This is a genomic window from Erythrobacter sp. JB3-1 (genome assembly GCF_057364995.1).
In genome coordinates this window covers 2,171,148-2,197,791 of sequence record NZ_CP200289.1, presented here as the reverse complement: position 1 = coordinate 2,197,791, position 26,644 = coordinate 2,171,148, and the positions used below count along the sequence as shown (strand labels likewise).

Here is a 26,644-nt window from a genome sequence, read left to right as displayed (position 1 = left end):
AGCGGCGAGCAGACTAAGCCGCTAGCGCTTCGCCGCTCAGCGTAATGCGGTGCATCTCGCGGCGGTGGCCGGCGTAATCGTTGATCGCGTTGTGCCAGCTCGTCCGGTTGTCCCAGATTGCCACTGTTCCCGGCGCCCATTGCAGGCGGCACTGATTGTCATCCGTGAGCGCAGCATCGAGCAATTTGGTGAGCAAAGGCAGGCTTTCTTCGCGTGTCTGCCCAACGAAATTGATTGTGAAGCCGCTGTTTACATAGAGCAGCTTTCGGCCCGTTTGAGGATGCCGGATCACAACCGGATGGATCGCGCCTGTCTTCAGGTTTTGGCCGCGCAGATGCTCTCCCATATCGGTCTGAGCGTACAGACCGCCTTCTTCATAGACATGGTCTGCGGTGTGATACGCCTCTAACCCTTCGATCTCGGCCTTCAGATCATCGGGCAGAGCATCATAGGCGGCGCCCATATGTGCCCACATTGTGTCTCCACCTTTCGGAGGAAGTTCGCGCGCCACGAGCACCGAACCCATCGCCGGGATTTGGTCATAAGAATGATCGGTGTGCCATGCACCGCCAATATTGGTCGATTGATCGGCCTCTTTCTTCACCACTGCGATCTCATTGAAATCTTCCTGCAGCGGGAAATAGTTGTTCACATCAATACCGCCCCACCGGCGACCAAACTTGATGTGATCCTCTGGCGAAAATTCCTGATCGCGAAACACCGCAACGCCGTGCTCATAAATCGCCAGCTTAATCTCCAGCAGCTCAGCATCGCTGCAATCCGCCAGCGAAATGCCGGAAACCTCCACGCCGCATTGCGGCGCCATCTTTGTATGGTGCATGTTTGCCTCTCCTCCGATCCGTTTCTAAAAGAAATTGATCTGAGCGCAAGTTTGCCCCGCCAAGCCACCTAGCGCTTCACGCCAGACACACGCTGTGTAGACAGAGCGCGAACTAAAGTTGGGAAACGACGCAATGCTAAAGCTCGCCAAGGTGCTGATCGGTCTGATTGCCGCCCTTCACATATACATTGCATGGTTTGAAATTTTCGCGTGGGAAACGCGCGGGTCGTCCGTCTTCCCTACGTTTCCGGCAGAGCTCTTCTCGCAGACAGTCTCTATGGCTGCGAACCAGGGACTATATAATGGGTTCTTGGCGGCGGGCCTGATCTGGTCGCTGATGATCAAAGATTCGAAATGGCAAGCGAACGTCGCTTTTTGCTTTCTCTCGTTCGTGGCAATAGCGGGCATCTTTGGCGCATTCACCGTGTCCCCACGCATCGCGATAATCCAAACACTGCCTGCAATTGCGGCGATGATCTGCCTGTTTGTCGGGCGACTGAAGGCAAAGTCTAAACTGTCGTAAAGCGAAAGCACGCAAGCACGTTTGCACAAGATGCAACCAATAAGAGCGGACTCGGCTTGCATCACCTCACACCCGATGCTAGGCGCGCGCCAGCTTTGCCGGAAGACCAATTTGGGCTCTGGAACAGACAAAGCGATGCATCGTTTTTTCGATAGACCTAAGAGGACTTTAAACGCGTGGATATTTCCGCCGGTATTCAGGCTAGCCTTGCAGGACGTTACGCTTCAGCTCTTTTTGAGCTGGCGGCAGAAAACGGGACTGTAACCGCTGTCGAGACAGACCTTGAAGGTCTTGCCGCCGCGCTCACCGATTCGGCTGAGCTGCGCGCTGTCACAACCAACCCAGAGCTTTCGCGTGGCCAGCAGGCCGCAGCGATTAAGAGCGTCGCGGGCCACCTCGGCCTCAGCGAGCTTACTCAGAACTTTCTCGGCGTGCTCGCCGGCAATCGCCGCCTGTCGGCTTTGCCCGACATGATCCGCGCGTTTCAGATGATCGCTGCGGCTCAGCGCGGCGAGGTTACCGCCGATGTCGCCAGCGCTCACCCGCTCAGCGCCGAACAACTTTCCGCCCTCAAGGACAAGCTGACCGCACGCGAAGGCCGCACTGTTAAAGTGAACCCCAGCGTCGACCCAGAGCTTCTTGGCGGGCTTGTCGTCACTATTGGATCGCAGCGCATTGATGGCTCGATCCGTACTCGTCTCAATTCTCTCGCCCAGGCAATGAAGGCCTAAAGGACTACGAACATGGAAATCCGCGCAGCAGAAATCTCTAAGGTCATCAAAGATCAGATCGCCAATTTCGGCACCGAAGCTGAAGTGAGCGAAGTCGGCTCCGTTCTCTCCGTTGGTGACGGGATCGCCCGTATCCACGGCCTCGACAAGGTTCAGGCCGGTGAGATGGTAGAATTCGCCAACGGCGTTCAGGGCATGGCCCTCAACCTCGAGGCGGACAATGTCGGTGTCGTGATCTTCGGCTCTGACGCAGAGATTAAAGAAGGCGACAGCGTTAAGCGGACCGGCACCATTGTGGACGTTCCAGTTGGCCCAGGCCTGCTTGGCCGCGTGGTCGACGCTCTCGGCAACCCAATTGATGGCAAGGGCCCAATCGAAGCTGCTTCGCGCCAGCGCGTCGAAGTAAAAGCGCCGGGCATCATCCCGCGCGAATCGGTTAGCGAGCCAGTACAATCCGGCCTTAAAGCGATTGACGCTCTGGTGCCCGTTGGCCGCGGCCAGCGCGAACTCATCATTGGTGACCGCCAAACCGGTAAGACGGCTGTCGCGATCGACACCTTCATCAACCAAAAGAACATCAACCAAGGCGACGACGACAAGAAGAAACTCTTCTGCGTCTATGTTGCCGTTGGTCAGAAGCGCTCGACCGTTGCTCAAATCGTGAAGCAACTCGAAGAAAACGGCGCGATGGAATATTCAATTGTTGTCGCCGCGACCGCGTCTGAACCTGCTCCGCTGCAATATCTCGCGCCTTACACCGGCTGCGCCATGGGCGAGTATTTCCGCGACAACGGCATGCACGCCGTGATCGTGTATGATGACCTCTCCAAGCAAGCTGTGGCTTATCGTCAGATGTCACTGCTTCTTCGCCGCCCACCAGGCCGCGAAGCCTATCCTGGTGACGTTTTCTACCTTCACAGCCGCCTGCTAGAGCGCGCCGCGAAGATGAACGGCGACAATGGCGGCGGTTCGCTTACCGCTCTGCCGATCATTGAAACACAGGCGGGCGACGTGTCGGCTTATATTCCAACCAACGTGATTTCGATCACCGATGGTCAGATCTTCCTTGAAACCGACCTGTTCTATCAAGGCATCCGTCCTGCGATTAACGTGGGTCTCTCGGTGAGCCGTGTTGGCGGCGCCGCTCAGACGAAGGCGATGAAGAAGGTTTCTGGCTCGATGAAGCTGGACCTGGCGCAATACCGCGAAATGGCTGCCTTTGCTCAGTTCGGTTCGGACCTCGATGCCTCCACGCAAAAGCTGCTTAACCGCGGCGCGCGCCTGACCGAGCTGCTCAAGCAAGCTCAGTTCTCGCCAATGCCCTTCGAAGAGCAGACCGTATCGATCTTCGCTGGCACCAATGGCTATATTGATGATGTGCCGGTTGAACGCGTGAACGATTACGAAGAGCAATTGCTTGCCTTCATCCGCAGCGAGCATGCCGACATCCTCAGCGACATTCGCGAGAGCAAGAAGTTCGAAGGCGATGTGAAGGATAAAACCGTCGCAGCGCTCGAAGCCTTCGCTAAGCAGTTTGCGTAGGACACAAAGGAGCAAACCTACAAACCCGTTCGTGCTGAGCCTGTCGAAGCACTGCATTCCTTTTCGGACGAACGTCAAAAGTGAAGAACAGCCCTTCGACAAGCTCAGGGCGAACGGATTAGGGACATAAAATGGCAAGTCTCAAGGAACTTAAGGATCGGATCGGGTCGGTTAAATCGACTCAGAAGATCACCAAGGCCAAGCAGATGGTCGCAGCGGCGAAATTGCGCCGTGCACAGGCCGCTGCTGAAGCTGCGCGCCCTTATGCAGAGCGGCTCTCAGCCGTTATGGCCTCGCTCGCCAGCAAGGTGAGCGGCGACGGTGCACCGCGCCTGCTCGCTGGCAATGGCAAGGACCAGCGTCACATGCTGGTGCTGGTCAACACAGATAAGGGCCTCTGCGGCGGTTTGAACTCAAACCTCGTCAAAGAGGCGAAGATTCAGGCGAAAAAGCTAATCGCCGAGGGCAAAGACGTCTCGTTCTACCTCGTCGGCAAAAAGGGCCGCGCGCCGATCAAGCGCGAATATCCCAATGGCATTGCCAAGCATTTCGACACTTCAAATGTCCGCACCCCGGGCTTTGAAGAAGCAGATGCGATTGCCGCTGAGCTGGTCGAGATGTTCGATGCTGACGCATTTGACGTGGCCCACCTGATCCGCCCGGACTTTCAATCGGCGCTGGTTCAAAACCCAACCACCACTCAGCTTATCCCAGTTCCCTCGCCTGAGGTTACCGAGGACAGCGATGCTGTGGTTGAGTATGAGCCAGGCGAAGAGGAAATCCTCGAAGAGCTGCTGCCGCGCTATGTTAAGACGCAGATATTCGGCGCGCTGCTTGAGCGTGAAGCATCCGAGCAAGGCGCCTCGATGACCGCTATGGACAATGCGACCCGCAATGCCGGCGAGCTCATCAACTCACTGACAATTCAATACAATCGCAGCCGTCAGGCCGCGATTACCACCGAACTTATCGAAATTATTGCTGGCGCAGAAGCGCTGTAAGAATCACAGGCTAAGGAAACACCATGGCTACCGCACCCGTCCTCAACCAGACCACTAATGGCACGATCGCCCAGGTCATCGGCGCTGTCGTTGACGTACAGTTCGAAGGTGAACTGCCAGCGATTTTGTCCGCACTCGAGACCAAGAACGGCGACAACACGCTCGTTCTTGAAGTTGCTCAGCACCTCGGCGAGAACACCGTTCGCACCATCGCAATGGATGCGACCGAAGGTCTCACACGCGGCAGCGAAGTGATCTCCACCGGCAAGCAAATCTCTGTGCCAGTTGGACCAAAGACGCTTGGCCGTATCATGAATGTGGTTGGCGAAGCGATTGACGAGCGCGGCCCAATCGGCGCGGACATGACCGCTCCGATCCACGCAGAGGCCCCGGCCTTCATCGACCAGTCAACCGAAGCTGCGATCCTCGTGACCGGCATTAAGGTTATCGACCTTCTCGCGCCTTACGCAAAGGGCGGTAAGATCGGCCTGTTCGGCGGCGCTGGTGTTGGTAAAACGGTTCTTATTCAAGAGCTGATCAACAACATCGCAAAGGGCCACGGCGGCGTGTCCGTGTTCGCCGGTGTTGGTGAGCGTACCCGCGAAGGTAACGATCTCTACCACGAATTCCTCGACGCAGGTGTTATCGCCAAGAACGACGCTGGCGAAGCCATCAGCGAAGGCTCCAAAGTGGCCCTCGTGTTCGGTCAAATGAACGAGCCTCCCGGCGCGCGTGCCCGTGTTGCTCTGTCCGGCCTGACCATGGCGGAATATTTCCGCGACCAAGAAGGCCAGGACGTGCTGTTCTTCGTCGACAACATCTTCCGCTTCACCCAAGCGGGTTCGGAAGTGTCCGCTCTGCTCGGCCGTATTCCTTCGGCGGTGGGCTATCAGCCAACCCTGTCGACCGACATGGGTAACCTGCAAGAGCGCATCACCTCGACCACCAAGGGTTCGATTACTTCGGTTCAGGCCATCTACGTGCCTGCCGATGACCTTACCGACCCTGCGCCAGCAACCTCGTTTGCTCACCTTGACGCGACGACCACGCTGAACCGCGCGATCTCTGAGCTGGGCATCTACCCAGCGGTTGACCCGCTCGATTCCACCAGCCGCGTTCTCGAACCGCGCGTTGTTGGCCAAGAGCACTATGAGACCGCTCGTAAGGTCCAAGAGACCCTGCAGAAGTACAAGTCGCTGCAAGACATCATCGCCATTCTCGGCATGGACGAGCTTTCTGAAGAAGATAAGCTGACCGTTGCCCGCGCGCGTAAGATCCAGAAGTTCCTTTCGCAGCCGTTCCACGTTGCTGAGGTCTTCACTGGTATCCCAGGCTGCTTCGTGCAGCTCGAAGACACCGTTGCTTCGTTCAAGGCCGTTGTCGAAGGCGAGTACGATCACCTTCCAGAGCAAGCCTTCTACATGGTTGGCGGCATCGAAGACGTGGTCAAGAAAGCCGCTGAAATGGCTGAGGACGCCTAAGGGCGCTTAAAGGTAAGTCTGATGGCTCTCCACTTTGAACTCGTAACCCCTGCCCGTCAGGTCCGTAGCGAAGACGTCCACATGGTCGTCGTTCCCGGTGCCGAAGGTGAATTCGGCGTCTTGGAAGGCCACGCGCCTTTCATGTCGACCATTCGCGATGGCGCTGTGCAGATCTACAAGACCGAAGGCGCGGAGCCGGAAACCATTGAAGTCAAAGGCGGTTTTGCCGAAGTTGGCGACGCTGGTTTGACTGTACTAGCGGAGCACGTCGAGGTTTAAGCAAGAGCTGACATCACATGAATTTTGAAAAGGGCGGCTCTAACGGGTCGCCCTTTTTCGTATGGGCACAGCTTCTTTCGCCGTGTCAGTCTGCTAGGTTCAGCGAATGACAGGCTGGCACCTCAAGGACACCATCGAAACGCGCTTTGGCCGGATCGCCTCTGGCCAGGCGGGCAACGGGCCGCCTTTGGTGCTCGCGCATGGTTGGCCATGGTCGTCCTATTCCTGGCATCGGATCATTCCCGAGCTGGCAAAACGCTTCACGTGCCATTGGTATGATATGCTCGGCTATGGACGGTCAGATATGCCGAACAGCGCCCCAACCTCGCTGGATGTTCAAGGCGAGCTGTTCGCAGAGATGATCGAGCATTGGCGGCTGTCGGCGCCTACCGTGCTCGCTCATGACTTCGGCGGAGCGACAACTTTGCGTGCACATCTGCTTGGCGAGGTCGACTATGACCACCTCATTCTGATGAATGTAGTCGCGGTTCGGCCATGGGGCTCTGATTTCTTCGAGCATGTCGGGCGTCATGTGGAGGCTTTCACAGGCCTGCCGCCGCATATTCATGAAGCGATTGTCCGAGCCTATATCGGCGGAGCCTTGGTGAGTGATTTGCCTCAAGAGGATTTGGATGCGCTGGCCGCGCCTTGGCTATTGGAGAATGGCCGTACCAGCTTTTATCGGCAATTTGCACAAGCGGATGAGGGACTTACCGAAGTCCTCGAGCCCCTGTTTGGATCGGCCCGATGCTCGGTTGATATTTTGTGGGGGGAGGAAGATCCCTGGATCCCATTGGCCCGCGGCGAGCAACTGCATCGCTACATCAGCGGCTCCAGCTTTACCTGCCTGCCCGGTCTTGGTCATCTACCGCAATTGGAAGGCCCCGAGGCGGTCTTAAACGCGCTCGAAAGCCTAGGTCTATGATCCAAGCCGCGATTTTAAGCAGCTTCATCCATCAACGCGCTGGCGCATTGCGGCATTGGCATAGCGCGCTCTTCGAGTTCGTCGAGAGTCTTATCGATGCCTGCACCCGGCATTTCTTGCGCGATAAAATCGATCAATGAACGCTGGACACGCTGCTCAAATTTCAGACTGGCATGATTGCCGTACACGCTGCGCACGCGCAGCGGCAGGCTGAGGAAGCCAGCGACCAGCAGATACATCTTTTGGTTCGCTTGCAGGTTCAGGCTGTCATCAACGATGATCTCAGCATCGGTTTGCGTAAGCCAGACAATCACAGCGGATTCTGATTTGCCGTTGATCATCAAGGAAAGGCTCGTCGCCTTTGCGAGTTCGTGATTGTCTGCCGTGTGCATCATGTGATCCTTCGTGTTTAGAAGTTCGCGTCTGCGTGTCGTTAGACGGCAAAAAAGTTAACGCGAATTAACTTTGGTCTGTAAAATGATGTAAATCTCTTGGCCCGTCGCAGGAGTTGAGGCGCTGCTAATTTCGCGATCTTTTCGCTTCCCATATGGGCTGCAAATCGCCACTCTCCGCGCCAACAATCTGACGTGAATTCTCATTGGAGAGGACAATTGAAACTTGTTTCCAAATACGCAATTTCAGCCGCGCTTGCCGGAGTGCTTGCGATGACCGCCGCAAACCCAGCCGCAGCCGACGGACACGCCGATGAAGCTCAGCCCGCCGCCGACGGCGTGCCCGGCCCAGAACAAGATCCTTACATCTGGCTGGAGGAAGCGCGCAGTGACGAAGCGCTGGAATGGGTCGAGAATGAGAACAAACTGACCCTCGCCGCGCTCGAAACCGATCCTCGGTTCGAACAGTTAAAAGCAGAAGCGCTCGCGATCTATGACAGCGAGGACCGCATTCCCTATGTGAGCTTCCGCCCGGATGGCCTCTACAACTTCTGGCAGGACAAGGAGAACCCTAAGGGTCTGCTGCGCCGCACGACGTTGGAGAGCTACCAAAGCGATGAGCCTGAATGGGAAACCATTTTGGACGTAGATGCGCTCGCCGCCGCCGAAGGTAAGGAATGGGTCTATCAGGGCTCAACCTGTCTGCCCCCTGCCCTCAACAAGTGCATGATTGCGCTGTCAGACGGCGGCGAAGATGCCACCATCATGCGGGAGTTCGACACCTCTACGAAGAGCTTTGTAGACGGCGGCTTCGCCATCGAAGAGAAAAGTCAGGGCGGCGTCGGCTGGATTGACCAAGACACGCTTCTGGTTGGCCGCGACTTTGGCGAAGGGACGCTGACGGAAAGCGAGTATCCATTCACTAGCCGCGTCTGGAAACGCGGCACTGAACTCGCCGAGGCTCCCGAAGTGTTCCGCGGCCAAGCCAATGATGTATGGGCTGGTGCAAGCCTGCTGCGCGACAGTTCCGGTACGATCCACGCCATGACGGCGTTTCGCGGTGTGAGCTTTCACGAGAGCGAGTATTTCGTCTCGATCAACGAAGACTGGATCAAACTCGACATCCCGAAAAAGGCGTCGCCTTATGGGATCGTCGATGGCCACTTGCTCTACTCAACCGATGTTGATTGGGAAGTGGACGGCCAAACCTTCCCGGCAGACAGCCTGATCGCGGTTGATCTGGAAGAATGGAAAGTTGATCCGAACGGCGCAGCCAAAACTCTGGTTTGGGCGCCGGCAGAGCGCCAGACCAAGCGCGGCGGAGCCATCACGGGCAATGCGCTGTTCGTAACAATGCTCGACAATGTCGTCGGCAAGGTTTTGCAGTTCAACTTCAAAGACGGCGAATGGGTCAGCGAGCAGGTCGACCTGCCAGACAATGCGACACTCGGCATTGCGGCCTCGTCATCAGAAACCGACCAGATCATGTTCACCGTCACGGACTTCCTGAATCCGACGACGCTCTATTACTCCGATGGCGGCGCTCCTGAAGTGCTCAAGACCTCCCCCAGCCGGTTCGACAAGACCGGTATGGAAGTTGAGCAGCATCAGGCAACCAGCGCCGATGGCACAAAAATCCCTTACTTCATCGTCAAACCCAAAGGCATGGCGATGGATGGCAGCACACCGATCTTGATGAGCGGCTATGGCGGCTTCCAAATCCCTCGTCTGCCTGGATATATGGGCACCACGGGCAAGCTGTGGCTGGAGAAAGGCGGCGCTTATGTGCTCGCCAACCTGCGCGGCGGCGGCGAATTTGGCCCTGGCTGGCACCAAACGGCCATCCGCGAAAACAAGCAGCGCACCTGGGACGATTTCATCGCAGTGGGCGAGGATCTCGTTGGGCGCGGCTTTACCTCGCCTCAGCATCTCGGCATTCAAGGCGGATCGCAAGGCGGCTTGCTGGTCGGCACGGCCTTTACGCAGCGACCAGACCTGTTCGGCGCAGCAATCGTCGCGATCCCGCTGTTCGATATGCTGCGTTACCATGTGATCGGGCGCGGCGCCTCGTGGATCGGTGAATATGGCGATCCGCGCAGTCCGGAGCAGCGCGCCTGGATCGAAGGCTACTCGCCCTATCAAAAGATTGTTGATGGCGTGGACTACCCCGCCCCGTTTCTATGGGCTTCAACCGCCGATGACCGCACGCATCCGGCCCACGCCCGCAAAGGCGCGGCCAAGCTGAAGGCGCTGGGTCAGCCTTATTATTATTTTGAAGACATGACCGGCGGCCACTCCGGCGGGGTCGATAACGAACAGCGCGCCAAGCTCCAAGCATTGCAATATGTCTACCTGATGCAGCGCCTGATGGATGAGCGCGAAACTGAGGCTGAAAGCGCCTCTGGCGGCTGAATTTCAGCATCCTGACGAGTCTCTAAACGAGGGCGATCGGTGCACAAAACGCATCGGTCGCCCTTTGCGCATCGGGCTGTGTAAGCGCATCCGACACTTTTCCAACGGTTCGTCGCGCAGACAGAACCTATAAGGTGGTTAGGTCAAAATTAACCATGTTTGAAAAGACGGAATTAAGTCTCTGAGGCTCAATTTTCTATCACCGGGGGCGGTAATAGGAGATTATTTAATGGCTTATCCGCGCGACATATCCATCGCTGAGGCAATCAAGCGTGCAGGCTTGCCCCACTCACACCGGGTGCACTGGTCAAAGGCCCGCAAGGCGGACGTCGTCCGTGCTGTGCGCGAAGAAGTGATCAGTTTTGATGAAGCCCGCGAGCGCTATTTGCTCAGCCGTGCAGAATTTCAGCAGTGGGAACGCGAGACAGGCGGAAACGTCTATCGCATCCGCTCGCTCGAAGAGGCGTAAGCCTTAACTTACTGGTCTAGTCTTCGACCTGGTGATGAACGTTGCGGTGGAGCCCCCTTACTCCGCCGCAACTTCAACCATCACCTCATTTCGGCGCAGTGGCCCTGGCACCATCGGCGCATCGTAAAAGGCATGCTCAAAGCCGCCAATTGGCTTTAGCCCTTCGCTCGCAACCCAATTGCTAAGCTCTGTTTCCATATCGGCCAAATCGCCTGCTCGGGCGTTTCCGCTGAACCTGACCGCAGCGATCCTTCGCCCCGGCACCTGAGTTAGGGTGATATCCGCGGGCGCAGCCGGCAACGTTTCCAGTGTATATTTCGATGGCATGACAAAGCGCGTGCGCCACTGATCCGCCTCTGGGCTGTCGCGCATGACAGGAGCGGTCATCGCAATCGCTTCGTCTTGATCAACCGCGCGGTCTTGCATGACCGGCGCGGTCATGGCGATGTCTTCGCCGCCTGTTGGGCGGTCCTGACCAAAGATGTAAGCAGCCAGGCGGCGGAAGCCTTCGCCGCGCGTGCGGCTTTGATCGCCAGTGTGAGTGACCTCGGCAACGATCATCGGCTTGTAATCGCGCAGCTCGAAAGGAGCTTCCGCTTTCACGACCTGATAGGCAGGCTCTTCAATATCGCGGTATTGCGCATAAACGGCAGCCGCTCCGATGGCTGCTACACCAACGCCCGCTGCGATCCATTTCTTAAAACCCATGCCTTTGGCCCCTGTGCGTGGCTGTCTATGTAGCAGTTACGCGGGCCAATGGTTCCCGGATGCTGTGAGTTTCGGAGGCTCAGAGGCCTCTGAGGCGCGCGTCAGGCGGCTTGGGCGTCTACGTTCAACCCAACGGATCCAGTGCGCTGATCGCTCTTATTCCAAGCCGCGCGCATTTCGTCGATGCAGCCTTGAAGCTCGCGCGAGATCTGAATGTTCTCAGCCGAGCCTTCGATCGCAGCGATGGTATCATCCTTGAGCTTGCCCATGCCTTCAGTGATTTGAGAGAGCTGTTCCAGATGGGCAGATGACGCGGCATAGGTCGAATCTGCTAGCGAAAGCGACTTGTCGAGATTGCGGTCCACGGTCTTGAGCACCTCAATGCTCTTCTTGCCGCTTTCAGTGCTGCTGATCATTCGCGATTCCAGGCTGCTGCAACTGGAGACCAATGATCCAACATCGTTTGTCAGCCCAGAAATCGTGCTGGAGATGCTGCTGGCGCTGTCGCTGGTTAGGTTGGCAAGCTCGCGCACTTCCTGGGCAACGACGCCAAAGCCATGCCCGTGCACGCCCGCTCGGCCAGCCTCAATCAAAGCATTGATCGAGAGGATATTGGTGCGGCTGGCAACTTGTTGGATCGCTTTGGACACGCTTTCAACTTCGGCAAATCGACTCTGGAATTCCGCTAGACGGGAAGACAAATCTTCGATCTGTTTCAGCGCATTATCGAGCGTTTCAACGATGCCGTCGACCTCGTTCGACATATTGTTGGTTGCTTGAGAAGCGTTGTTGAGCGCATCGCGCGCGTTCTCATTTTGCGCACGCAGCGAGCCGATGTCCTCGCCAATAGACTGCGATCTCTCGGTAAGATTATCGACGAAGGCAGCACGCTCAAGCGAGGCTGCATTAACGCGCTGTGCGTTGGAAAGCACTTGCTCGACCAACATCTTCGCTTGCCGATAATTTTGATCGCCCCCTTCAGTCATCCTAAAGGCTATAGTGCCAGTTGCTTAAGGAAATTCTAACCATGATGGCACCGGCACTACGCACCGACACTAGGCGAACCGGTACGGCGAACATTACCGGCGGGTTGGTGCGTAAAAATCGGGCGGTTTGCTCGATACCCAGTTTACGAATTTTCCCACTTTGGGATGGGCACGGATAGTTGGCGCCTCGTCGCCAATACGGGCAAGCTCTGCATTGGTGAAATTGGCATGGATCGCACGGTGGCAGAACGGATGAACTGGGACGGTGCCCCGTCCCTTCTTCGATTTAGGAACCGGGTGATGCCACTGGATCAGCGTGCCAAACGGACGCTCGCACAGCCAACAAGTGAGATCCTCGCCTTCACTCACCCCTTGTTCTTGGCCGCCTTCTTCTTTTTCATCGTGTCGTGAAAGCGGTCGGCCCAGCCGGGTTTCACGAATTGCTCAGCCCGCACCATGCGCAGCTCTCCGTCGGCAACATCACGGCTAACCGCGCTGCCCGCCGCAACGATTGCGTCGGCGCCAATGGTAACCGGCGCGATGAGGGCGCTGTTTGAACCGATAAAGGCGCGCTCGCCGATCACGGTCTGATATTTGAAATAGCCATCGTAATTGCAGGTGATCGTGCCAGCGCCGATATTTGCGCCCGCGCCGACGGTCGCATCGCCAAGATAGGTCAGGTGGCTTGCCTTAGCGCCAGGCCCAAGCGTCGCCTTCTTCATCTCGACAAAATTGCCAACAAAGGCGCCCTCTTCCAGCACCGCACCGGGCCGGAGCCGCGCAAATGGGCCGACCTGAGCATTGCCCCCGACAGACGCGCCCTCAATGTGGCTGAACGCCTTGATATGCGCGCCGTCCGCCACAGTAACGCCGGGGCCAAACACGACATTGGGCTCAATCGTGACATCGCGGCCCAGCTTAGTGTCATAGCTGAAGAACACCGTCTCAGGCGCGCGAAGGCTGGCGCCATCGACCATCGCCTGTTCGCGGCGCGCCACTTGCCAGCGCGCTTCTGCTTGGGCGAGTTCGCTGCGCGAATTGATGCCCGCCACTTCATCAGGATCATCGGTGCCAACCACTGCGCAAACCCGGCCATCAGCAATCGCAATATTAACGATATCGGGGAGGTAGTATTCGCCCTGAGCATTGTCATTGCCGACCCGGTCCAGCAGAGCAAACATGTCCTTGGCGCTCGCCGCCATCAGGCCAGAATTGCACATCCGGCACGCGCGCTCCGCATCGCTCGCATCTTTAAATTCGATCATCTTGCTGATCGCTCCGTCGCCATCCGCGATCACCCGGCCATATTGCAGCGCATCCTCCGGCTCAAAGCCCAGCACCACTACCGCAGGCGTATCATCCTGATGCAGCCGCTTCAGCATCGCCTGCATGGTTTGCGCTCGCACAAAGGGGACATCACCGTAAAGCACCAGCACATCGCCGTCGAAGCCGTCTAGCGGTGCCTGCGCCTGCTGCACCGCATGGCCTGTGCCGTGCTGCGGCTCCTGCAAAGCGGTGTCGGCTCTGCCCGCCACAGCGGCCTCGATTTGCTCCTTACCAGCGCCAACCACGACCACGCGCCGCGCGGGGCTCAGCTCATCAACCGAGGTCATTAAATGGTCGAGCATTGCCCGACCGGCAATCGGGTGAAGCACTTTGTGCAGGTCGGATTTCATCCGGGTTCCCTTGCCCGCAGCAAGGATGATGGCAGCAAAATCAGTCATGCGGCCTCCCTTATAAGTCTGCTTGCATGAAGTGAAGCCGTGCGCGCGCAAAACCTTGCGATTTCACGTCCGTTGGGCCAACCGCCTCCTAATGACAGATTTCCCCTTTGATGCCGTAGGCTTCGACCTTGATGGCACCTTGCTAGACACGTTTCGCGATTTGGGCACAGCGGTCAATCACGCGCTGGAGCTGGGCGGGTTTGATCCGGTGCCGGTGGATAGCTCAAAAGACCTGATAGGCGGCGGCGCAAAGATCATGCTCGGGCGCGCCATCGACGCGCAAGGCGGATTGCCAAAGGAAGAGTTTCGAAAGCTCTACAAGGCGATGCTGCGCTATTACGCCGAGAACAACGCGGTATACTCGCGCCCTTACCCCGGCGTGATCGAAGCGCTAGACGAACTGGCTGCGCGCGGCGTCAAAATGGCGGTTGTCACCAATAAGTTTGAGGAGTTTGCCACCAATATTCTGGGTACGCTGGGACTCACCGAACGCTTTGTGACCATCATCGGCGGTGACAGCATGGGCAAAGGCGCAGACGGCACATATCTGTCAAAACCGCATCCAGAGCCTGTGCTCGCCGCAAAAGAAGCCTGCAATTCGTCTGCCTTCGCGTTCGTCGGCGACAGCTCTTACGATGTCGCCGCAGCCAAGGCCGCTGGCGTGCCAGTGATCGTCGCGGCCTATGGCTATTGCGACAAACCTGCCCACGAATTGGGCGGAAATGCAGTGATTGATTCGTTCCACGGCCTGATTTCTGCCTTGGAATCGCTCTAAGTCCTTCACCCTGCCCTTACGGCACGCGATATCCCAGCCCAGCGGTGTTGCATCGCAGCAGAGAAACTGCCACGCAGCGCCCACACAAACTTTACGCGCGCGTAAACCGCGCCACACCACTCGCAGGAGATACAAGCCATGACCATCGATTTTAAAGACAAGGTAGCCATCGTGACCGGCGCAGGCGGAGGCCTGGGCAAGGCATACGCGCTTGAGCTGGCAAAGCGCGGCGCGAAGGTCGTCGTCAATGACCTTGGCGGTTCACGCGACGGCACCGGCACCTCGGACGCCGCTGCTGAAGTTGTTGCTGAAATCGAAGCCGCCGGCGGCGAAGCGATGGCCAATGGCGGCAGCGTCACTGAATATGACCAGATGGAAAAGATGGTCGCCGACACCAAGCAAAAATGGGGCGGCGTTCATGTCCTCATCAACAATGCCGGCGTCCTGCGCGACAAGACTTTTGCTAAGATGACCCCGGACGATTTTGAGTTCGTTCTGAAAGTGCACCTCACTGGCTCAGCTTTTGTCACCAAGGCATGCTGGGAAACCTTCCGCGAGCAGGCCTATGGCCGCGTTCTGATGACCGCCAGCTCCACTGGACTGTTCGGCAACTTCGGCCAAGCCAACTACGGCGCGGCCAAGCTGGGCCTCGCTGGCCTCACCAAGACGCTGCAACTCGAAGGCGCGAAGTACAACATTCGCTGCAACTCACTGTCACCAGTGGCCGGCACTCGCATGACCGAAGACCTCTTCCCAGAAGAAGCCTTCAAGCTGTTCGCGCCTGAAAGCGTCGTTCCAGCGGCTCTGTTCCTGGTCAGCGAAGACGCACCAACCAACGCCATCGTCGGCGCTGGCGCTGGCGGCTTCCACTCTGCATGGACCGTGATGAACGACGCCGTGTGGCTCACAGATGAAGAGCGCACCGTCGAAGGCTTTGCCGCTCGCTGGGACGACATCAGCGATTTCTCAAACCTGGTTGCTCCGCAGTCAGGGAATGAGCAATCAGGCGCAATTCTGAAAGCGATGCAAAAGGTAACTGGCACTGGCCCAAGCAGCGCTCGCAGCTAAATTACGAAAAAATTGATCTCACAGTAAGACAGCCCTGGCGTAGAAATGCGCGAGGGCTGTCTGCGTTTCGAACACCGAACAACCAATCTTGGCGACTAGGGCTTCAATTTCGCATCGCCTTCGGCAGTTTCCCTAAAGAGGTCTATAACTGCGAAAGCTCACTTGTTAACTCGGTTGAATTTACACAGATTACCTCCGTAAAATTGGGGGTGAATATGGAAATCAACAACGGGATAACGACGCTCATCGCACGAAAACAGCGGACGATCATTGCGCTCTATATCTTTCTTTTTGCGACAGCGATTTATCTACTTGGAGAGGCACTTGAGCTTGCTAGTGTGATAGACATGAACGCGGTGGAACTGTCCACGCTAACCGCAGTTTTCGCAGTTCTTTACATTGCGCAATTACCCATTCTTGTTGGCTGCATTGTTGTCGTGGCAATGTGGATCCATTGCGCCCATTCCAATTTAATCGACGCCGGGCATAGCGATTTGGAGTTTTCGCCTGGCTGGGCGATCGGTTGGTATTTCATTCCGATCGCGAACTTGTTCAAACCATTTCAGGCTATGAAAGAGCTATGGAATACGAGCTTTGGCCTGAGCAACGATTTTGGCGGCGAAGCGCCCTTTGATATAAAGGTCTGGTGGGGCTGCTGGATCATAGGAAACATCATCGGCTGGCAAAGCACGCGGCTATCACTAAATGCCGATGCCGGAGCATATCAGGTGAGCTTGATACTGGGGGTGGTTAGCAGCATTCTCTCAATCGCGTCCGCTTACTACCTCATAGGAATGATCCGTGAGATCACCGATGCTCAAGAGCAAGAAATCGGAGTGCAAGACGTCTTTGCCTAAAGGCTCACTCTATTCGTCGACCGCTTTTACCAGTCGCCGTTCAACCGGGGCAAGCACATTCGCCAGATCATGCCCGCGTTTGAGCGTTTGGCCGTGCTCGCCAAAGAGCGTCCACATCCCTTGCTTATTGCGCAGGCTCGGTCGCTTCTCGATCCGTGCCTGTGGACGTTCAGCCGCTCGGCGAAAGGCTGAGAAGATTGCTGCGTTTTTATCAAAATCCATCGCGTAGTCACGCCACTCTCCGGCGGCCACCATGCGGCCGTAGAGATCGAGGATGCGCTGCAATTCTTCGCGCTCAAAGCCAATTTGCCCCTGAGCGCGGCCAGGAAAGGCAACAACAGAACCGCCCGGTGCCGTGCTTGCGCTCATGCGCGGTCGGTTCCGCTGCGCTTGGCAACCGGCTCTGGTTCATTCGCGTCTTGATCTTGGAGCGGCACGCCTGACTTCAGCGCGTTCATCTCTGCTCGCAAAGCCGCGATTTCGCCTTCAAGCTTCTCGATGCAATCGACGCGGTTGCCCTCGGCATCCTCGCAATTGGGCGTACCGTAGGGCGTAAACTCTTTGATCCATTCTTCAGCCGGCACCAGCGTGGAGCGAGCCTTCAGGCCGACCATAGTCGCCCCCTCTGGCACATCGTCAGTCACCACAGCGTTCGCGCCGACACGGGCACGCTTGCCCACTGTAATCGGCCCGATGATCTGCGCGCCTGAACCAATGATTACATTGTCACATAGGGTCGGGTGACGTTTGCCCCCCTCGCCATTTGTCGGGTTTGTACCGCCCAAGGTGACGCATTGATAAATCGTCACATTATCACCGATTTCGGCTGTTTCGCCGATCACTGTAAAGCCGTGATCAATGAAGAAATTCTTCCCGATTTTCGCGCCGGGATGGATATCGATGGCCGTCAAAAACCGCGAAAAATGGTTCACGAGCCGTGCGAGAAAATACAATTTCGCATCGAAAAGCCAGCCGGCAACCCGGTGAAAGAACAACGCAGAAACCCCTGGATATAATAGGATTTCCCAGCGAGATCGCGGAGCGGGATCGCGCGCATGGACCGAGTCCAAATAAGATTTCAGCCGATCAAACATGTCTTACTCCTTCGGCCAAACGCGCAGGTTTTGCAAATCGCATCACAGCAACCGATGTTGCTCTGGCCCATGCGTTGCCTCCAGCGCGTCACGCCAAACCGACATGGTGGCAGGCACCTGACGTTCAAGGCTGATCCGATCAATTGCGACGACAAGTCGCTCAATTGCTTCATAGCTGCGCACGGCGCGCGGAACCAAATACTCTGACGCGCCATCGGCCAATGACAGGCTGCGCTGCTCCGCAATCGCATGGATCAGTTCCCCCGCCATTGCATCGTCCGGTTCGCCAATTTCCAGCTGCAGCGAGCCCCCATCCTGGAGCGCAAGTCCGGCAGTTTGATCTTCCAAGGTTGAGCATTGGCGATTAGCAGTAGCGGAGCGCCGCTTTCCTGCGCCGCGTTCCAACGATGGAACAACTCGGTTTCATCTTGGCCGTCCGCCCCATCGACGACTGTTATGCCCTGCGCCGAGGCCCAGCGCCCGATCAGGCTCTTGCCGGATCGCGGCGGCCCGGTGAGCACGGCTGTATGGAACGGCCGGCTGGACGGGTCAGACAAGGCTTCCACCACGCCAGCATTGGCATTGCCAACGATAATCCGGGCTGGATCGCCTCGACTGCGCGTCTCAAGCGGGAGTGCGATTTGTAACATCTGAAAACGAGCTTTGCCGCTTTTAACGGCTGATGGCGAGTGCGTTTGCGCCTTGACGCACGGTGAAGCCGCGCGCCCGCAGAGCAGCGGCAAGCTGGCTCAAATCACCGCCGAAGCTCACTCGCATAACCGACGTACCGCCAATCGCCGTGCTGGAAACGGCGGTACCGCGCACGCCGCCGGTGCCGCGAACTGCGCCGATTGCCGCATCAAAGCTGGCCGCATCAGGCGTTGCGAACTGCACGACGAAACTGTTTACCACTGCAGCCTCAGGCGTTGGCGCATCGGTCGGCGTCGTTGTCTCACTCCCCGGATCCGCAGCCTGAGCCGCCGCCGCGGCCTCACGAGCACGGATCGCACGGCCAATCTCGATGAGACGTTGCAATGCAGGGTCAACCTGGCCCGAGCCGCCAAGACGCAGGGTGGGATCGGGTCGCAGTTTTCCGTCGACCAAAGCTTGCTCAAAAATATCGTCAAAGCGCTCAACCGCTTGGCTCAGCATCGCGGGCAGCTCTCTTGAGTTTTCCGCCGTAAGCGAAAATCCGTCGAGATACGTGCTGTCGGGGCCATAACGCGCCGTAAACGTGCCTTCGATTGGCCCGCCAGGGTATTGATGCTCCAGCTTCGCCACTGGCACCAGAACATCGGCGGCGGTGTATTGATCGAGCACGGCGCGCCACCACGCGCGGCTGCGGCGGCTGACCTGACCATAATTGAGCAGGAGCGAATCGCCGCCTGCGCCGCTGGGCCGGACATAATCGATCCGGCTGGTGCCCGGGTTGTATTCCGCCCAAGCCCGCTGCCAGGGATTGCGCACTTCAAAGACGGTGTAGGCCCCGCCTGAGACAGAGACCGGCATCACCAGCATGGGGGCCGAGCTGCGCTTTTGCGCTTGTCCGCCAAGGTAGCGCCCTGCCCGCTGGCGATCAAAGATCACGCCAAGGGTCGCAATGTAGCGTTTTGGCCCGATCCGCTCGCGCTCGATAACAATCGCAGAGACCATCGCATTGAGTTGGCTGTCAGAGACCGATGGTCCGTTGACCTTTTCCCAAGCCAGCCGCTGCGCACGCTTCCATGCCTCTTGGCGCGCTTCCTCGCCGGTATCGCCCTTCACATCGACTTCGATGCCGCGCACATCAATGTCACTCGACGAGGCCGTCGGCGCGATACCGCGATTCCCCGTCACTTGAGCCAAAGCGATTGCCAATCCGACGCTCAGCAGCGCGAACACGCCAATCACCGCCAAAGCCCTTGAAAAGGCACGGTTCCAGCGCGTTGGCTGAGCGGTCGGCATAGGGCCGTTCGAGGCAGAAAGCATTCTCATCGGGGAAAAGCTTGCGCCTTTTGCCGAAAGACGAGTGGAATTCCAAGCGCGAATGGCTAAACGATCACCATGAGTGGCAAGAACTCCCCATATACTTACGAGCAAGCTGGCGTTTCGATCGCTGGCGGCAATGCTCTGGTCAAAGCAATCGGCCCCTTGGCCAAGTCGACCGCGCGCCCCGGCGCCACCAGTGAACTGGGCGGCTTCGGCGGTTTTTTCGACCCGAAGGCCGCTGGCTACGAAGACCCTTTATTGGTTGCGGCCAATGATGGGGTTGGGACCAAGCTGAAGCTGGCGATTGAGCATGATCGCCATGACACGGTTGGCATCGATCTGGTCGCCATGTGCGTCAACGATTTGATCGTTCAGGGCGCGGAACCTTTGCTTTTTCTGGACTATTTCGCCGCCGGAAAGCTGGAGAACGGCATTGCAGAGCGTGTCGTCGCGGGCATAGCCGATGGCTGCAAGCAAGCGGGCTGCGCGCTAATCGGCGGCGAGACCGCTGAGATGCCGGGCATGTATGCACCGGGCGATTACGATCTTGCCGGATTCTGCGTAGGTGCAGTTGAGCGCGGCGAGCAATTGACGGGCGAGAAAGTCGCACCGGGCGACGTGCTGCTCGGCCTTGCGAGCTCAGGCGTCCACTCCAATGGCTATTCTCTGGTGCGCAAGCTGGCCGAAGACTTCGAATGGAAACTCGATCGGCCGGCCATTTTTGATCAAGAACGGTTGCTGATTGACGCATTGATTGAGCCGACCCGCATTTATGTGGCGAGCCTATTGCCGCTGGTGCGCGAAGGGCTGATCAATGGTCTTGCGCATATTACCGGCGGCGGATTGCTGGAGAATATTCCGCGCATCCTGCCCGAGGGCGCACATGCGATGGTTGATGCCGCAAACTGGCCTCAACCTCGCCTGATGGCTTTCTTGCAAGCGCAAGGTCACATTGAGCCAGCCGAAATGGCGCGCACATTCAATTGCGGCGTGGGCATGGTTCTGTCGGTAGACCCAGATGATGTAGAGGATGTGACCAAACGCCTCGAGGCCGCTGGCGAAACAGTGCTGAACATCGGCGAAATTGCTGGCGGTCCGCGCGGATGCACTGTCATTGGCGCTGCGGGCGTATGGTCAGCCACCGCAGATTGGGACGCGACGCATAGTGGCTGAAAAGGCCAAAATTGCGGTCTTCATCTCGGGCACCGGCACCAATATGGCCGCATTGCTCTATGCCAGTAGGCTCCCCGGCTCCGCCTTTGATATCATTCTGGTTGCCAGCAACAAAGCGGATGCGGAAGGGCTGAAGCTCGCAGAGCTCGAGGGCATCTCCACATTCGTCCATTCGCATAAGGGCCACAGCCGCGAGAGCCATGACGCCGCGATGGAAGACGCAGTTCGCGAAGCTGGCGCAGACTATATCGTGCTCGCTGGCTATATGCGGATTCTCTCGGATGAATTTGTGACCCGCTGGCTGGGCCGGCTGATCAATATCCACCCTTCCCTACTCCCCAAGTACAAGGGGCTCGACACCCATGCCCGCGCAATCGAAGCATGCGACAGCCATGGCGGGGCAAGTGTGCATCTGGTCGTGCCAGAGCTCGATGCTGGCGAGGTGCTCGCCCAAGTCAAAGTTCGGATCGCACCGGACGAAACATCGGACACATTGGCCGAAAAGGTGAAGCTCGCCGAGCATCAGCTCTACCCTCGCGCGGTGAGCGATTATGTGTCACGCGGTAATGATCCAGCCTATCTGTTTGGGCGGGTCCGCGCGCTGGCCTTGGCCCTGCCCGAGACGCATGAGCGCGAGAGCCATGGCTCCCCGGGCTTTCGGGTCGGCAGCGAGAAATCCGGCAAGTATTTCGCTTATTTCAGCGACCGCCACCACGGCAGCGAGCATATCGCATTGCTCGTCAAAACCAGCGGAATGGACGAGCTGATGGACCTCGTTGAAGCTCAGCCAGAGGCTTACTACAAGCCAGCGTTCTACGGCGCAAGCGGCTGGGTCGGCGTGATCCTCAACCGGGCGGATATCGACTGGGAAAGCGTGTCTGATTGGCTCACGCGCAGCCGGCGCTCAGTTACTCCTGCCCGACTTACGAAGCTGCAAGACGCAGCGGACATGTTTTAGCCAGCCGCAATTATGCCGCCGCGCACGTCCCCGCTTGATCGCACCCGATTGGTCGACCGCTCCAGCGCCTTTTTGGGCCGGGCGTGGTCCAAAGGTTGGTTGCCGGAACCCGCAATCGAGGCGGATGAATTGTGGAGCATTGCAGCCAAGAGCTTCGGCGAGAATGCGGACGCATATGAGCGCGCAGGCCGCGACGAGGAAGATGTAGCTGACTTCCGACTGAGACTTGAAAAGCTGACTACAAGCGTGGTTGCAGAGGCGGATCTCAACCCGCTCGGCCGAGCAATGGCGCACGGCCAATTGATGCGCGTGATAAAACAGCGCCTGCAATTCGGAGCATTGTGGTCGGCTAAGCCTGCACTCACTGAAACCGCGCTCGCGCCGCCGATCATCATTATCGGTCACATGCGATCCGGCACCACCCGTGTGCACCGCCTGCTCGCCGCCGATCCGGCGCATTCCTCCACCCGGTTTTGCGACAGCCGGCACCCTGTGCCGAGCAGACTACATGCCCGCCGCCTTTGGGGCGGTCTCAACCTCACGATTGCGCGGCGGCTGAACCCTTGGATTGATGCCCTGCACCCAATGAGTTCTGGCCGGGTTGAAGAAGAACTAGGCTGGCTGGCTTGCGCGCTCAACCATTCAACCTATCAAACGCAGTGGCATATCCCGAGCTACAGCGCATGGAGTGAAGCACGCGAGGCTGGCCCGGTCTACCGCGAATTTGCCCGCATCCTGCGAACAGACGCAGCGCACCGCAATATCGCGGACCGCCCACGGGTGATGAAAGTGCCGCAGTTCTCCGAGGATTTGCCATCATTGCTGGCAGAGTTTCCGGATGCCAGACTGGTTGTCGCTCAGCGCGATAGCGAGGACGTGCTGCGCAGCGCCGTCTCTATCGTCGCCAATCAAATGGCCATCCAATGCGACAATTGTGACCTCGATTGGATCGAACAAGAATGGCAGCGCAAGCTCGACCTACGCGATGCCCGGATGAAAGAAGCGCTTGAAAACTGGGATGGCCCGATCGCGCATTTGCAATTCGCCGCCCTTGGCGATGATTGGGAGCGCGAAATCGCGCGGACCTATCAGGCGCTTGGCATTGAGCTATCGGGCGAAGCGCTGCTTGCAATGCAGCGCGAAATGGCGAGCAATGAAGGCGGACATCACACGGCCCATGCTGGTCAAATGGCTGCTTTCACTCAGGCACCCAAGGATTGAGCGCACAAAAAAGGCCGCCCCTCGCGGAGCAGCCCTCTTTGTTCAGCCATTGTCGGCTAAGAATTAGCCGACGATTTCGTCTGCGCTGAAGAAGAAGTCGATTTCGATCTTCGCATTCTCGTCGCTGTCCGAACCATGGACGGTGTTTTCACCGATTGAGAGCGCGTGCTCCTCACGGATTGTGCCCGCGTCGGCTTCTGCTGGGTTGGTTGCGCCCATGATGTCGCGGTTACGCTTCACGGCGTCTTCGCCTTCGAGCACTTGTACGACCACAGGTTCGCTCATCATGAACTCAACGAGTTCGCCGAAGAACGGACGCTCTGAATGAACGGCGTAGAAACCTTCGGCCTGCTCGCGGCTCATGTGGATACGCTTGGATGCGACAACGCGAAGGCCAGCGCCTTCGAGCATGGCGGTGACCGCACCGGTTAGGTTGCGGCGGGTTGCGTCAGGCTTGATGATAGAAAAAGTGCGGGTAACCGCCATGATGAATTTCCTTGATATAAGAGCAGTCAGTTATGATCCGCTGGAATTAGGGTGAGAAACGAAATTTCACAGTGTGATTTCTGGCGCGCGCCCTAGCCGCGCCGCAGCTAAGCTGCAACCCTGCTCTTGCCAGTTATGACTGCGCTGCTGCGAGAATTGCGTTCAATCGCCAGCCATCGCAGGATCAAACCCTACAAGAAACTGAGCCATCGTAGCGTCAGCTTCGGGCGTTGCGTTGAGCGTAATCGTGCGGCCTGTGCCGTCTTTACCGCCCAATATCTGCGCGCCGTCGGATTCCATCTCAAACTCGATCGGAATGCCTGCGTCCTCAGCCTGCTTGCGATAGAACGCTGCCACTTCTTCAGGGCTGTCCTGCGTCTCCATTACCAGCATCGAGCCATAGGTCTGCGCATCTTTGAAATTGGTGTTGTTGATCACCGCCGCACCGGGATAGACCGAAAAGCCATCGGGCAGCTCGACCGGCACATTTTCACCGGAGCGCACCGTCGAAGATCCGTTCTCCGTCTCGATTGCCATGCGCGTCTCACCGGTCTCTGCATCAATTGCGTATTCGCCAGAGGCCTCCGCCTGATCACCTGAAGCGTCAGAACCGCAAGCGGACAGCAGCAAAGTGCTTGCAAGCACTAGAACGGAACGGCGCATTGTGATCTCCTTTGTGTGCCGCGCACCATCTGCTGAGCCTGCGCTCAAAGCAAGCGCTCAGGCGACCTTCACCCATTTGCCATCGTCCTGGCGGAAGAATGAACGCTCTAGTCCCTCTGCGCCATCAAGCGAGCGCCATGTGGCCCGCGCGGCTTCGAGGCTGCTTTCATCAAACAGCAGAAACGCGCGTTCAAAGCCCGCTGGATCGCGCCATTCACCATCGGCGAACACAACGTGGCTGGCGCTGTTCGGGGCTTCACACTTGTCTGATAGCAGGATGGGTTGCCGCTCTGCACCCTCGCCCGATGCTTCGCCATTAGCGAGGAAGCTGTCCGGCCCAGCCTTCCAAAGCCCGCGCGAAATTTCTTGGCGGCGATGAGCATCCTCCGCCACCACCAACAGGCGCTCATCAGAGCCGAGCACGCGCCCGGCGATCAGCGCCACAACCTTTTCGACGGGGTCACGCGATAGCTGCCAAAAATCGACTTTCATGAGTCTTGCTCTAGGCTAAACCACCCACGCCCTCCACCCTACCACCCGGAATATTTTCGGATACCATTCAGGTGGTAGGGTGGAGGGCGTGGGTGGCTGAGCTACTTCACTTTGGAACGTTTACAACGTTCCGAACAATAGAGCACATTATCCCAGTCGCGCTCCCATTTCTTGCGCCAAGTAAATGGGAGGCCGCAACTCGCGCAGATCTTGCTCGGCAGATCAGATTTCTTGCGCATTTTTGGGATGGGCCGCGCTCCTATCCCTCGAGATTATCTGCCACGAACTGATCGATCAGACGCGCGCCATAGCCAGTTGCGCCTTTATCCCAGCTGTGACCAGGCTTATCCGCCCAGACCATGCCGGCAATGTCGCAGTGCGCCCACGGCGTGCCCTTTTTAATAAAGCGGTGAAGAAATTGCGCCGCCGTGATCGAACCCGCGGGACGCGGGCCCACATTCTTGATGTCGGCAATCGGGCTGTCGATCAGCTTGTCGTAAGCCGGGCCAATCGGCATGCGCCACAGCTTGTCACCGCTGTTCTTGCCCGCTGCAAGCAGCTTGTCAGCCAGCGCATCGTCATTCGCAAAGACGCCGCCATGCTCGTGACCAAGCGAGATGATCATCGCCCCGGTCAGCGTCGCAAAATCCACGATCTGCGCAGGATTGTACTCTTCCTGCGCCCAATGCAGCGCATCGCAAAGGACTAGACGCCCTTCCGCATCGGTGTTGATCACCTCAACCGTCTGACCGTTCATCGTGGTCACAACATCGCCGGGACGCTGAGCTTTTCCGTCGGGCATGTTTTCTACGAGGCCCAGCACGCCGATCACATTGGCTTTCGCCTTGCGGCTAACCAGGGACAGCATGCCGCCAGCAACCGCGCCAGCGCCGCCCATATCCCATTTCATATCTTCCATGCCGCCCGGCGGCTTCAGCGAGATACCGCCGGTGTCGAAGGTCACGCCTTTGCCGACGAACACGGTTGGCTTTTCACCTTCTTTGCCGCCATTCCAGCGGATAGCGAGAATACGCGATTCGCGCTCTGAACCCTGGCCGACGCCGAGCAATGCGCCCATGCCGAGCTTTGTCATCTCGGCCTCGTCCAGTACGGTTAGTTCAGCGCCAGAGCCTGCAAAAGCCTCCTCACAAAGAGTAACAAAGCTCTCTGGATAAAGCACATTGGCGGGCTCTGCGACGAGCTTGCGCGTGAATTCGGTGCCCTTGGCCAGCGCCTCTGCCGCCACCCAGGCTGCCTCTGTGCCTTGAGGCGCATTGATAATTGTGACCTTTTTCAGGGTCGCTTTCTTTTCCTCCGCCAGCGTCGTGCGGTATTTGTCATGCCGCCATGCGCGCAGCCGCGTCGCGAGCAGAACAGCGGCAGCCTCTTCGCCGGACAAATCCGCATGGCCCAGATCGAGCACCATCTCGGTCTCGCCCGAGGTCAGGTATTTCGCGACCAGCGCAGCGCCCGCGCGCTCAACATTCATGCGGCGCGCCTCGGCTGATGCTTCGCCCGCTCCCGACAGTGCAACACGGCGCAGCGAGCCATCATCCATCGCAAAGCCTTCAAAAACCTGGCCAGCACGCCCAGCGAAACGAGCCGCATGTGCGCCATCAGCCAATGCTGCATCAAGGTCGCTTAGAGAATCGCCCTGATTAACAATGCGAGCAATCAAGCGAACGTCGGATGGGGATTGGGCGCTGAATTCGATTTGCATAACAACTCCGGGTTGTGCCTCCGGCCAAAGCCGGAATTTGAGCCAGTTTGGCCGCCAAGCGAAAGCTATGGTCGACAGGTGGCCGAATGGCGATTGCGATTAGGCGTGAGCGGTGCGATAGGCAAGCCATGTCGGGAGGTTTCAGGTACGGCGTC

Annotated in this window: 31 protein-coding genes; 15 read left to right on the top strand and 16 right to left on the bottom strand. The window is 57.9% G+C overall.

Features of this window, described 5'->3' with window-relative positions; all coding sequences use genetic code 11:
* Positions 1–13 precede the first annotated feature (13 nt).
* The gene (locus tag AC0V6M_RS10375) at positions 14–841 is read right to left on the bottom strand and encodes a TauD/TfdA dioxygenase family protein (RefSeq protein ID WP_486138729.1); all 828 of its coding nucleotides are present in this window, start codon (positions 839–841) and stop codon (positions 14–16) included.
* Between the two features lie 133 nt (positions 842–974).
* Here AC0V6M_RS10375 and AC0V6M_RS10370 point away from each other — a divergent pair, with 133 nt between their 5' ends.
* From AC0V6M_RS10370 to AC0V6M_RS10340, 7 genes are all read left to right on the top strand, one after another.
* Complete coding sequence (locus tag AC0V6M_RS10370) at positions 975–1,364, top strand: DUF1304 domain-containing protein (protein ID WP_486138728.1); 390 nt, start codon at positions 975–977, stop codon at positions 1,362–1,364.
* A gap of 176 nt (positions 1,365–1,540) precedes the next feature.
* Entirely contained in the window at positions 1,541–2,095 is a 555-nt protein-coding gene (locus tag AC0V6M_RS10365) for a F0F1 ATP synthase subunit delta (RefSeq protein ID WP_486138727.1), read from the top strand.
* Positions 2,096–2,107: 12 nt separating this feature from the next.
* Positions 2,108–3,637, top strand: a complete 1,530-nt coding sequence (atpA, locus tag AC0V6M_RS10360) for a F0F1 ATP synthase subunit alpha (RefSeq protein ID WP_486138726.1) — start codon at positions 2,108–2,110, stop codon at positions 3,635–3,637.
* Positions 3,638–3,768: 131 nt separating this feature from the next.
* Positions 3,769–4,638 (top strand): F0F1 ATP synthase subunit gamma, encoded by an 870-nt coding sequence (locus tag AC0V6M_RS10355; RefSeq protein ID WP_486138725.1) that lies wholly within the window; start codon positions 3,769–3,771, stop codon positions 4,636–4,638.
* A 23-nt stretch (positions 4,639–4,661) separates the two neighbouring features.
* A complete protein-coding gene (gene atpD, locus AC0V6M_RS10350) occupies positions 4,662–6,119 on the top strand; it encodes a F0F1 ATP synthase subunit beta (RefSeq protein WP_486138724.1) in 1,458 nt (485 codons plus the stop codon).
* 21 nt (positions 6,120–6,140) lie between these two features.
* Positions 6,141–6,398: an ATP synthase F1 subunit epsilon gene (locus tag AC0V6M_RS10345; protein ID WP_486138723.1), complete on the top strand. Its 258-nt coding sequence runs from the start codon at positions 6,141–6,143 to the stop codon at positions 6,396–6,398.
* A gap of 106 nt (positions 6,399–6,504) precedes the next feature.
* A complete protein-coding gene (locus AC0V6M_RS10340; RefSeq protein WP_486138722.1) occupies positions 6,505–7,323 on the top strand; it encodes an alpha/beta fold hydrolase in 819 nt (272 codons plus the stop codon).
* 14 nt (positions 7,324–7,337) lie between these two features.
* Here the strand turns inward: AC0V6M_RS10340 and AC0V6M_RS10335 are convergent, their stop codons facing one another.
* Complete coding sequence (locus AC0V6M_RS10335; RefSeq protein WP_486138721.1) at positions 7,338–7,718, bottom strand: hypothetical protein; 381 nt, start codon at positions 7,716–7,718, stop codon at positions 7,338–7,340.
* A gap of 216 nt (positions 7,719–7,934) precedes the next feature.
* On the opposite strand from AC0V6M_RS10335, the gene AC0V6M_RS10330 reads away from it, so the two are divergent.
* Together AC0V6M_RS10330 and AC0V6M_RS10325 are read left to right on the top strand one after the other, a co-directional pair.
* Positions 7,935–10,127 carry a prolyl oligopeptidase family serine peptidase gene (locus AC0V6M_RS10330; protein ID WP_486138720.1) on the top strand — a complete coding sequence of 731 codons (2,193 nt, stop codon included), beginning with the start codon at positions 7,935–7,937 and terminating at the stop codon, positions 10,125–10,127.
* Between the two features lie 229 nt (positions 10,128–10,356).
* Positions 10,357–10,596, top strand: coding sequence for a DUF1153 domain-containing protein (locus AC0V6M_RS10325; protein ID WP_486138719.1), 240 nt, complete (start codon positions 10,357–10,359; stop codon positions 10,594–10,596).
* A gap of 57 nt (positions 10,597–10,653) precedes the next feature.
* On the opposite strand, the gene AC0V6M_RS10320 is transcribed toward AC0V6M_RS10325, so the two are convergent.
* The 4 genes from AC0V6M_RS10320 to glmU all read right to left on the bottom strand — a co-directional run bounded on the left by AC0V6M_RS10320 (position 10,654) and on the right by glmU (position 14,014).
* Positions 10,654–11,304 carry an SOUL family heme-binding protein gene (locus AC0V6M_RS10320; RefSeq protein WP_486138718.1) on the bottom strand — a complete coding sequence of 217 codons (651 nt, stop codon included), beginning with the start codon at positions 11,302–11,304 and terminating at the stop codon, positions 10,654–10,656.
* 101 nt (positions 11,305–11,405) lie between these two features.
* Positions 11,406–12,290 (bottom strand): methyl-accepting chemotaxis protein, encoded by an 885-nt coding sequence (locus AC0V6M_RS10315; protein ID WP_486138717.1) that lies wholly within the window; start codon positions 12,288–12,290, stop codon positions 11,406–11,408.
* Between the two features lie 93 nt (positions 12,291–12,383).
* Complete coding sequence (locus AC0V6M_RS10310) at positions 12,384–12,659, bottom strand: HNH endonuclease (protein ID WP_486138716.1); 276 nt, start codon at positions 12,657–12,659, stop codon at positions 12,384–12,386.
* A complete protein-coding gene (glmU, locus tag AC0V6M_RS10305) occupies positions 12,656–14,014 on the bottom strand; it encodes a bifunctional UDP-N-acetylglucosamine diphosphorylase/glucosamine-1-phosphate N-acetyltransferase GlmU (protein ID WP_486138715.1) in 1,359 nt (452 codons plus the stop codon). Before glmU ends, AC0V6M_RS10310 begins: the two co-directional genes overlap by 4 nt.
* Positions 14,015–14,105: 91 nt before the next feature.
* Between glmU and AC0V6M_RS10300 the strand changes: the two genes are divergently transcribed.
* The 3 genes from AC0V6M_RS10300 to AC0V6M_RS10290 all read left to right on the top strand — a co-directional run bounded on the left by AC0V6M_RS10300 (position 14,106) and on the right by AC0V6M_RS10290 (position 16,714).
* Positions 14,106–14,789, top strand: coding sequence for an HAD-IA family hydrolase (locus AC0V6M_RS10300; protein ID WP_486138714.1), 684 nt, complete (start codon positions 14,106–14,108; stop codon positions 14,787–14,789).
* 138 nt (positions 14,790–14,927) lie between these two features.
* Positions 14,928–15,857 carry an SDR family NAD(P)-dependent oxidoreductase gene (locus AC0V6M_RS10295; RefSeq protein ID WP_472645667.1) on the top strand — a complete coding sequence of 310 codons (930 nt, stop codon included), beginning with the start codon at positions 14,928–14,930 and terminating at the stop codon, positions 15,855–15,857.
* Positions 15,858–16,072: 215 nt separating this feature from the next.
* Complete coding sequence (locus tag AC0V6M_RS10290) at positions 16,073–16,714, top strand: DUF4328 domain-containing protein (RefSeq protein WP_486138713.1); 642 nt, start codon at positions 16,073–16,075, stop codon at positions 16,712–16,714.
* A 9-nt stretch (positions 16,715–16,723) separates the two neighbouring features.
* On the opposite strand, the gene AC0V6M_RS10285 is transcribed toward AC0V6M_RS10290, so the two are convergent.
* The 5 genes from AC0V6M_RS10285 to AC0V6M_RS10265 are packed head-to-tail and all read right to left on the bottom strand — an operon-like array spanning position 16,724 to position 19,782.
* Positions 16,724–17,083, bottom strand: a complete 360-nt coding sequence (locus AC0V6M_RS10285) for a DUF2794 domain-containing protein (RefSeq protein ID WP_486138712.1) — start codon at positions 17,081–17,083, stop codon at positions 16,724–16,726.
* A complete protein-coding gene (gene epsC, locus AC0V6M_RS10280; RefSeq protein WP_486138711.1) occupies positions 17,080–17,808 on the bottom strand; it encodes a serine O-acetyltransferase EpsC in 729 nt (242 codons plus the stop codon). Before epsC ends, AC0V6M_RS10285 begins: the two co-directional genes overlap by 4 nt.
* 42 nt (positions 17,809–17,850) lie before the next feature.
* On the bottom strand, positions 17,851–18,078 hold the full coding sequence (locus tag AC0V6M_RS10275; RefSeq protein WP_486138710.1) for a hypothetical protein: 228 nt from the start codon (positions 18,076–18,078) through the stop codon (positions 17,851–17,853).
* Positions 18,063–18,458 (bottom strand): hypothetical protein, encoded by a 396-nt coding sequence (locus tag AC0V6M_RS10270; RefSeq protein WP_486138709.1) that lies wholly within the window; start codon positions 18,456–18,458, stop codon positions 18,063–18,065. Before AC0V6M_RS10270 ends, AC0V6M_RS10275 begins: the two co-directional genes overlap by 16 nt.
* Before the next feature lie 22 nt (positions 18,459–18,480).
* Positions 18,481–19,782 carry a heavy-metal-associated domain-containing protein gene (locus AC0V6M_RS10265; RefSeq protein WP_486138708.1) on the bottom strand — a complete coding sequence of 434 codons (1,302 nt, stop codon included), beginning with the start codon at positions 19,780–19,782 and terminating at the stop codon, positions 18,481–18,483.
* Positions 19,783–19,851: 69 nt separating this feature from the next.
* Here AC0V6M_RS10265 and purM point away from each other — a divergent pair, with 69 nt between their 5' ends.
* Genes purM through AC0V6M_RS10250 form a run of 3 tightly spaced genes read left to right on the top strand, consistent with a single transcriptional unit; the run spans position 19,852 to position 23,128 of the window.
* A complete protein-coding gene (purM, locus tag AC0V6M_RS10260; protein ID WP_486138707.1) occupies positions 19,852–20,949 on the top strand; it encodes a phosphoribosylformylglycinamidine cyclo-ligase in 1,098 nt (365 codons plus the stop codon).
* The gene (gene purN, locus AC0V6M_RS10255; protein ID WP_486138706.1) at positions 20,942–21,907 is read left to right on the top strand and encodes a phosphoribosylglycinamide formyltransferase; all 966 of its coding nucleotides are present in this window, start codon (positions 20,942–20,944) and stop codon (positions 21,905–21,907) included. Before purM ends, purN begins: the two co-directional genes overlap by 8 nt.
* 12 nt (positions 21,908–21,919) lie before the next feature.
* Entirely contained in the window at positions 21,920–23,128 is a 1,209-nt protein-coding gene (locus AC0V6M_RS10250; RefSeq protein ID WP_486138705.1) for a sulfotransferase family protein, read from the top strand.
* A gap of 63 nt (positions 23,129–23,191) precedes the next feature.
* Here AC0V6M_RS10250 and ndk read toward each other — a convergent pair whose 3' ends face one another.
* The 5 genes from ndk to AC0V6M_RS10225 form a co-directional block, all read right to left on the bottom strand.
* Positions 23,192–23,614, bottom strand: coding sequence for a nucleoside-diphosphate kinase (ndk, locus tag AC0V6M_RS10245; RefSeq protein WP_486138704.1), 423 nt, complete (start codon positions 23,612–23,614; stop codon positions 23,192–23,194).
* A 162-nt stretch (positions 23,615–23,776) separates the two neighbouring features.
* Positions 23,777–24,277, bottom strand: a complete 501-nt coding sequence (locus AC0V6M_RS10240) for a hypothetical protein (RefSeq protein ID WP_486138703.1) — start codon at positions 24,275–24,277, stop codon at positions 23,777–23,779.
* A gap of 57 nt (positions 24,278–24,334) precedes the next feature.
* A complete protein-coding gene (locus AC0V6M_RS10235; RefSeq protein ID WP_486138702.1) occupies positions 24,335–24,769 on the bottom strand; it encodes a DNA polymerase III subunit chi in 435 nt (144 codons plus the stop codon).
* 101 nt (positions 24,770–24,870) lie between these two features.
* Positions 24,871–25,008, bottom strand: coding sequence for a DUF2256 domain-containing protein (locus AC0V6M_RS10230; protein ID WP_472642700.1), 138 nt, complete (start codon positions 25,006–25,008; stop codon positions 24,871–24,873).
* A gap of 20 nt (positions 25,009–25,028) precedes the next feature.
* Entirely contained in the window at positions 25,029–26,489 is a 1,461-nt protein-coding gene (locus AC0V6M_RS10225; protein ID WP_486138701.1) for a leucyl aminopeptidase, read from the bottom strand.
* Positions 26,490–26,644: the final 155 nt, after the last annotated feature.

Excerpts from the sequence above, each read along its gene's own strand:
- AC0V6M_RS10235 (WP_486138702.1), bottom strand. The coding sequence starts at position 24,769 with ATGAAAGTCGATTTTTGGCAGCTATCGCGTGACCCCGTCGAAAAGGTT.
- AC0V6M_RS10285 (WP_486138712.1), bottom strand. The coding sequence starts at position 17,083 with ATGAGCGCAAGCACGGCACCGGGCGGTTCTGTTGTTGCCTTTCCTGGC.
- AC0V6M_RS10230 (WP_472642700.1), bottom strand. The coding sequence starts at position 25,008 with ATGCGCAAGAAATCTGATCTGCCGAGCAAGATCTGCGCGAGTTGCGGC.
- AC0V6M_RS10265 (WP_486138708.1), bottom strand. The coding sequence starts at position 19,782 with ATGAGAATGCTTTCTGCCTCGAACGGCCCTATGCCGACCGCTCAGCCA.
- AC0V6M_RS10240 (WP_486138703.1), bottom strand. The coding sequence starts at position 24,277 with ATGCGCCGTTCCGTTCTAGTGCTTGCAAGCACTTTGCTGCTGTCCGCT.
- atpD (WP_486138724.1), top strand. The coding sequence starts at position 4,662 with ATGGCTACCGCACCCGTCCTCAACCAGACCACTAATGGCACGATCGCC.
- purM (WP_486138707.1), top strand. The coding sequence starts at position 19,852 with ATGAGTGGCAAGAACTCCCCATATACTTACGAGCAAGCTGGCGTTTCG.
- atpA (WP_486138726.1), top strand. The coding sequence starts at position 2,108 with ATGGAAATCCGCGCAGCAGAAATCTCTAAGGTCATCAAAGATCAGATC.
- AC0V6M_RS10340 (WP_486138722.1), top strand. The coding sequence starts at position 6,505 with ATGACAGGCTGGCACCTCAAGGACACCATCGAAACGCGCTTTGGCCGG.
- AC0V6M_RS10370 (WP_486138728.1), top strand. The coding sequence starts at position 975 with ATGCTAAAGCTCGCCAAGGTGCTGATCGGTCTGATTGCCGCCCTTCAC.
- glmU (WP_486138715.1), bottom strand. The coding sequence starts at position 14,014 with ATGACTGATTTTGCTGCCATCATCCTTGCTGCGGGCAAGGGAACCCGG.
- AC0V6M_RS10355 (WP_486138725.1), top strand. The coding sequence starts at position 3,769 with ATGGCAAGTCTCAAGGAACTTAAGGATCGGATCGGGTCGGTTAAATCG.
- AC0V6M_RS10295 (WP_472645667.1), top strand. The coding sequence starts at position 14,928 with ATGACCATCGATTTTAAAGACAAGGTAGCCATCGTGACCGGCGCAGGC.
- AC0V6M_RS10270 (WP_486138709.1), bottom strand. The coding sequence starts at position 18,458 with ATGTTACAAATCGCACTCCCGCTTGAGACGCGCAGTCGAGGCGATCCA.
- AC0V6M_RS10315 (WP_486138717.1), bottom strand. The coding sequence starts at position 12,290 with ATGACTGAAGGGGGCGATCAAAATTATCGGCAAGCGAAGATGTTGGTC.
- ndk (WP_486138704.1), bottom strand. The coding sequence starts at position 23,614 with ATGGCGGTTACCCGCACTTTTTCTATCATCAAGCCTGACGCAACCCGC.
- AC0V6M_RS10290 (WP_486138713.1), top strand. The coding sequence starts at position 16,073 with ATGGAAATCAACAACGGGATAACGACGCTCATCGCACGAAAACAGCGG.
- AC0V6M_RS10325 (WP_486138719.1), top strand. The coding sequence starts at position 10,357 with ATGGCTTATCCGCGCGACATATCCATCGCTGAGGCAATCAAGCGTGCA.
- epsC (WP_486138711.1), bottom strand. The coding sequence starts at position 17,808 with ATGTTTGATCGGCTGAAATCTTATTTGGACTCGGTCCATGCGCGCGAT.
- AC0V6M_RS10225 (WP_486138701.1), bottom strand. The coding sequence starts at position 26,489 with ATGCAAATCGAATTCAGCGCCCAATCCCCATCCGACGTTCGCTTGATT.
- AC0V6M_RS10375 (WP_486138729.1), bottom strand. The coding sequence starts at position 841 with ATGCACCATACAAAGATGGCGCCGCAATGCGGCGTGGAGGTTTCCGGC.
- AC0V6M_RS10275 (WP_486138710.1), bottom strand. The coding sequence starts at position 18,078 with ATGGCGGGGGAACTGATCCATGCGATTGCGGAGCAGCGCAGCCTGTCA.
- AC0V6M_RS10300 (WP_486138714.1), top strand. The coding sequence starts at position 14,106 with ATGACAGATTTCCCCTTTGATGCCGTAGGCTTCGACCTTGATGGCACC.
- AC0V6M_RS10320 (WP_486138718.1), bottom strand. The coding sequence starts at position 11,304 with ATGGGTTTTAAGAAATGGATCGCAGCGGGCGTTGGTGTAGCAGCCATC.
- AC0V6M_RS10250 (WP_486138705.1), top strand. The coding sequence starts at position 21,920 with ATGCCGCCGCGCACGTCCCCGCTTGATCGCACCCGATTGGTCGACCGC.
- AC0V6M_RS10335 (WP_486138721.1), bottom strand. The coding sequence starts at position 7,718 with ATGATGCACACGGCAGACAATCACGAACTCGCAAAGGCGACGAGCCTT.
- AC0V6M_RS10345 (WP_486138723.1), top strand. The coding sequence starts at position 6,141 with ATGGCTCTCCACTTTGAACTCGTAACCCCTGCCCGTCAGGTCCGTAGC.